Consider the following 6,366-nt stretch of genomic DNA (forward strand, 5'->3'; position numbering starts at 1 on the left):
GACTCACCATCACCGCCCACGACGCCGGCTGGACCACATCCACCCGCGCCAACAACTCCACATCGCCCAGCACCTCGCGCAACTGCCAGTCGACGAACGACGCCAACGCCCGCTCACAGCGCTCCATCGCCGCCGCGAAGACGGGCTCCTCGTCCCACAACTGCAGGCCCATCCCGGCCCACTGCGCACCCTGCCCCGCGAACACGAACACCGGCCGCGACACCGAACCAGCAACCCCGCTCACCACACCGGTCACCACCCCGGGTGCTTCCTGGCCCGCGGCGGCAGCGCCCAGGCCTTCCAGCAGCTGGGCACGGTCCTGGCCGACCACCGCCAGCCGGTGCGAGAACGCCGTCGTCCGCGTCACCGCCAACGACAACGCCACATCCTTGGCCGCGACCTCCGGACGCGCCGCCACGAACTCCGCCAACCGACCCGCCTGCGCAGCCAGCGCCGCAGCAGACCGCGCCGACACCACCCACGCCACCGGACCCACAGACTCCGGCCCGTCCAGGACAGGAGCATCCACGGCAGGGACGTCCTGGGTGGGCTGCTCGAGGATGAGGTGGACGTTGGTGCCGCTGATCCCGAACGCCGACACACCCGCACGACGCGGGCCAGAACCCGCCGGCCACTCCCGGGGGGCGGTCAGCAGTTCCACTGCCCCGGCCGACCAGTCCACATGCGAGGACGGAGCGTCCACGTGCAGCGTCTGGGGCAGCATGCCGTGCCGCATCGCCTGCACCATCTTGATCACACCAGCCACACCGGCAGCGGCCTGCGTGTGACCGATGTTCGACTTCACCGACCCCAGCAGCAACGGCCGACCCTCCGGCCGATCCTGACCATACGTCGCCAGCAGCGCCTGCGCCTCAATCGGGTCACCCAGCGCCGTACCAGTGCCATGCGCCTCCACCACATCGATATCGCTCGCCCGCAGTCTTGCGCTGGCCAACGCGGCCCGAATCACCCGCTGCTGCGAAGGCCCGTTCGGCGCCGACAAGCCATTGCTGGCCCCGTCCTGGTTGACCGCACTGCCCGCCACGACCGCCAACACCCGGTGCCCACGAGCGCGGGCATCCGACAGCCGCTCCAGAACCAGGACGCCGACACCCTCACCCCACCCGGTGCCATCGGCCGCCTCCGCGAACGGCTTGCACCGGCCATCGGCAGCCAACCCCCGCTGCCGCGCGAACTCCGTGAACGCACCCGGGCTGGCCATCACTGTGACCCCGCCGGCCAGCGCGATCCCGCACTCCCCGGACCGCAGCGCCTGCGCGGCAAGGTGAATCGCCGTCAGCGAGGACGAACACGCCGTGTCCACCGACACCGCGGGACCCTGCAACCCCAGCGAGTACGCCACCCGACCCGACGCCACACTCGCCATGGTTCCGGTCAGCCCATAGCCGCCCGCACCGTCCTGCCCCCCGACGCGGTAGCCGGACGTGATGATGCCGGCGTAGACGCCGGTGTCGGTGCCCCGCAGCGACCCCGGGGCAATCCCCGCGTCCTCCAGTGCCTCCCAGCAGGTCTCCAGCAACAGCCGCTGCTGGGGATCCATCCCCAGCGCCTCACGCGGACTGATCCCGAAGAACTCCGCATCGAAATCACCAGCACCATCCAGGAAGCCACCCACCGGGGCATAACCCGCACCCCCATCACCGGAGTCCGGGTCAGGCAGGCCGGCCACGTCCCAGCCGCGGTTCGCCGGGAACCCCGACATCGCATCGGAGCCTCCAGCAACCAACCGCCAGAACCCCTCCGGGTCCTCCGCCCCGCCCGGGAACCGGCAGCCCATGCCCACGATCGCCACCGGCTCGCGAATGCTCTCCTCAAGCCTCTGCAGTCGGTTCTGCAGTTGCCGACCGTCGTTGATGGCCCGCTTCAGATAGTCCCGAAGCTTGTCTTCCTCGGACATGTGTCTAGTTGCTCCTTGTTTCGCGGCAGACAATTCAGCTACTTATCGAACCCACGCTCGACGATCTGATACAGATCCTCGTTCGTGGCCGAGTCCAGGTCGTCCTCGTCGTCCGCCTCTGATCCCTGCGCCCGCCAGTCCGCCATGAGGGCATACAACTGTTCTGTGATCCGCCCGCGATCGGCATCGTCGAGGGGCACAGCCGACAACACAGCGCGCAGACCGTCCAGATCTGCCAGGGCAGTCTCAATGGCGCCGGCTTGGCGCGGTACCAGCTGGTCGTGCAGGTGCCGGGCGAGTTCCAGGGGGACGGGGTGGTCGAAGACCAGGGTGGCGGGAAGGCTCAGGCCGGTCTCGGCCGAGAGCCGGTTGCGGAGTTCCAGCGCGGTCAGGGAGTCGATGCCCATGTCGCGGAAGGCCCGCTGGGGATCGATGTCCCCGGGTCGGGCATGGCCCAGGACAACGGCCGCGGCGGCCCGGACGATCTGCAGGACTTCCTGCTCACGATCGGCGGGAGAGAGCGCGGCCAGCCGAGCCGCGAGACCACCCGCGTCCGCGGCCGTGGCCACGGCTGCGGTCGGGCGTGCGGAGACACCACCAGCGGCCAAGCCGCGCAGCAACGCGGGCACCGGCCGTCCTCCGCGAGACAGCCCCGTCAGGTCCAGCCGGGCCGGGACCGCCAACGGCGCACCCAGCGCGGCGGCAGCCTCGAACAGCGCCAGGCCCTGCTCCGTCGTCATCGGCTGAACACCACCGCGACGCAGACGCGACAGGCCCGCACCCTCCAGATGCCCCGTCATCTCCGAGGTCTGAGCCCACAGCCCCCAGGCCAGCGACTGACCAGCCAGGTGCCGGTCGCGGCGGTAGACGGCCAGCGCGTCCAAGAACGCGTTGGCCGCGGCGTAACTCCCCTGCCCCGCACTGCCCATGACAGCCGCAGCCGAGGAATACAGCACGAACCCGGCCAGACCCGTGCCCTCGGTCAACTCGTGCAGGTTCCACGCCGCGTCGACCTTCGCCGACAGCACCGTCGCCATCCGCTCAGGCGTCAGCGACTCCACCGTCGCGTCATCGATCACACCAGCGGCATGCACCACCGCCGTCAACGGCCGCTCAGCCCCGATCTTGGCCAGCACCGAGGCGAGGGCGTCGCGGTCGGCGGCATCGCCGGCCTGCACCCGCACAGCCGCACCCGACTGCGCCAACTCCGCGACCAGGCGAGCCACTCCCGGCGCCGCCGGGCCACGCCGCGACATCAGCAGCAGGTGCCGCATGCCACGGGCATCCACCAGGTGCCGGGCCAACTCCCCGCCCAGCGTCCCGGTCCCACCCGTGACCAGCACCGTGCCCTGCCGATCCCACTCGGCCGGGACGTTCAGCACGACCTTGCCCAGGTGCCGGGCCGCCTGCAGATACCGCAGCGCCGCCACAGCCTGCGACAGCTCGAAACACGTCACCGGCGGCGGAACCAGCGTCCCCGCCTCGAACATCGCCCCCAGCTCGGCGAACATCTCCGCGACTCGCGGCACGCCGGCGTCCATCAGGTCGAAGGCCTGGTAGACCACTCCGGGGTAGGTCTGGGCGACCTGCTCGGGGTTCCGGATGTCGGTCTTGCCCATCTCGACGAACTGACCGCCGCGCGGCAGCAACCGCAGCGAGGCGTCCGTGAACTCCCCGGCCAGGGCGTTGACGACCACGTCCATACCCTCGCCGCCGGTCACGGCCAGGAACCGCTCACAGAAGGCCAGATCACGAGTGGAGGCGATGTGGCTCTCGTCCACACCCATCGCCCGCAACGCGGCCTGCTTGGCCGGACTGGCGGTCGCGAAGACCTCCAAGCCCCACGCCTTAGCCAACTGCACCGCAGCCGTACCCACACCACCAGTACCGGCATGAATGAGGACTCGCTGGCCGGGACGAGCCTGGGCCAGATCCCGCAACGCGTAGAACGCGGTGAGGAACCCTACCGACACTGCCGCAGCCTGCTGGAACGACCAACCCCGCGGGATGGCGGCCGCCAACCGGCTGTCGACAACCCCGACCGGCCCCCAACCGGGCACCAGACCCATCACCGGCTGACCCACAGTCAGACCGGTTACTCCGGGGCCGGTCTCCAGGACAACCCCGGCGCCTTCTCCGCCGAGGACCCGGCCGTCAGAGACCATCCCCAGCCCGGCGACCACGTCGCGGAAGTTCACGCCCGCCGCACGCAGGCCCACCCGGACCTGACCCTCCGACAACTCGGCGCCCACCTCGGGAGCATCGATCACAGCGGCACTGCCCAGGTCACCCGGCTGGGTCACTTCAACCCGCCAGCCCGAACCACCCGGCAGCACCAACTCACCGGACGCACCGGCCCGGGCCAGCCGTCGACCGAATGCCGCGACTCCCCCGCCGTCAGTAGCGGGGCGGATGCGGACCTCAGGCTCGTCGGCATCCAGGAGCGCAGCCAGGACGGTGTCCACGTCGGCGTCGTGGGTGGGGTCCAGGCCGGCCGCCGGGTCGACATCGACCAGCAGCAGGCGACCCGGGTGCTCCGACTGCGTGGAGCGGACCAGGCCCGCCACCGCTGCGCCGGCCAGGTCCTGCCCGGCGGCCACGCCCTGGGTCCAGATCACCAACCGCGAACCGTCGGTCTCGGGATCGGCCAGCCACTGCTGCACCCAACCCAGCACCGTCGCGGCAGCCAGGTGGGCCGCCTGCGGCGCCGAAGTCCCGGGCGCAGCCACCGGCACTGCCGCAACAACCACCGGCGCCAGCTCGGACCCGACCGACTCGCCATGCCGCGCCCACTGCACGACGGCATCAGAGGCCTGAGGCGCCGTCAGCGGGACCCAGTCCACCGTGAACAGCGACTGCCGCACCTGCCGACCAGACCCAGCGAACTGACCAGCCGACGCCTCACGCAACGCCAACGACCGGGCCTCCAACACCGGCTGACCGACACCGTCAAACGCTGTCACCGAGACGCCGCCCACGCCGCGGGCCAAGACCACCCGCAGGTGGCGGGCACCGCCCGCCAGCAGCCGCACCCCCGACCACGCGAACGGCAACCCAGTCCCACCACTGCCATTGCTGCTGCCGGCGGCCAGGAGACCGTGCAGGGCGGCGTCGAGCAGGGCGGGATGCAGGCCGAACCCGGCAACATCGGCTTCTGCGGCCTGGGGCAGCTCCACCTCGGCGTAGACGGTGTCCTCGGCACGCCAGACCTGACGCAGGCCCTGGAACGCCGGCCCATAGCCGTAACCGCGCTGGGCGAACTTCTCGTAGGCGTCGTCGACCGGAACCGACTCCGCGCCGGCCGGAGGCCAGGCACCCAGCGGGGCCGGAACGGGCTCACCATCGGCCGGGGCCAGCACGCCGACCGCGTGCCGAAGCCATTCGCCATCCCCTTCGCGGGAGGAGACCGTGATGGTTCGCCGACCACTGTCGCCATCGCTGTCGCCGACATGGATCTGCAGCTGCACGCCGCCATGGTCCGACAGGACCAGCGGCTCCTGGAGCGTCAGTTCCTCCAGGACACCGCACCCGGCCAGGTCGCCGGCGTGGACCGCCAGGTCCACGAACGCGGTGCCGGGCAGCAGGACCGTGCCGTGGACCGCGTGATCGGCCAGCCACGGCATCGCGGCCAGCGACAGACGACCCGTCAACACCAGCCCGTCGCCCACGGCCAACCACACCGCGGCCACCAACAACGGATGCCCAGAACGCTGCTGACCAGCCGACGAGGTATCCCCACGAGCGGTGACGGCCTTCGGCCAGTAGTGCTCGCGCTGGAACGGGTAGGTCGGCAGAGCAACCTTCCTCGCGCCATCGGCGGTCACCGTTGCCCAGTCCACCTCGACACCAGCCGCGAAAGCACCGGCCAGCGCGGTCAGCCAGCGGCCGCGGCCGCCATCGCCGCGCTGCAAAGTAGCCGCCGCCACCAGGTCCTCACCGGCCTGCGCGATCGCCATACCCAGCACCGGATGCGGGCTGACCTCCACGAACACCCGGTGGCCCTCCGCCGCCAGCGCGGCAATGACCTCACCGAACCGCACCGTCTGACGCAGGTTCCGGTACCAGTACCCGCCATCCAGCTCGGCAGTGTCCACCACGCGTGCTTCGAGCGTGGAGTAGAACGGCACCGGGCTACTGCCCGCAGACACCCCGGCCAGGTCCTCGGCCAGACGGTCCTTGACGGCTTCGACGTGCGCGGTGTGGGAGGCGTAGTCGACCGCGATCTGCCGGGCGCCGCGATCGGCGTAGGCGTCCGCGAACTGAACGCATGCCTGCGCGTCTCCGGCCACCACGACCTGTCGGGGGCCGTTGACGGCCGCCACCGACAGATCCTGGCCCCAGCGGGAGATCCACTCCCGCACCTCGTCCAGTCCGGCGGGCACCGAGACCATCCCGCCCGTGCCCGCCAGCCCGGCCAACGCCCGGCTGCGCAACGCCACAACCCGCGC

Annotated in this window: 2 protein-coding genes; both read right to left on the minus strand. The window is 71.0% G+C overall.

The genetic code is table 11. The features are described from left to right. Positions 1-1,918: type I polyketide synthase (locus AQI88_RS46360; RefSeq protein WP_159050535.1), on the minus strand; the 1,918-nt coding region annotated here is incomplete at its 3' end. A gap of 38 nt (positions 1,919-1,956) precedes the next feature. Continuing rightward, entirely contained in the window at positions 1,957-6,357 is a 4,401-nt protein-coding gene (locus AQI88_RS48715) for an SDR family NAD(P)-dependent oxidoreductase (protein WP_279616602.1), read from the minus strand. Positions 6,358-6,366: the final 9 nt, after the last annotated feature.

Source organism: Streptomyces cellostaticus, from assembly GCF_001513965.1.
Taxonomy (GTDB): Bacteria; Actinomycetota; Actinomycetes; order Streptomycetales; family Streptomycetaceae; genus Streptomyces; species Streptomyces cellostaticus.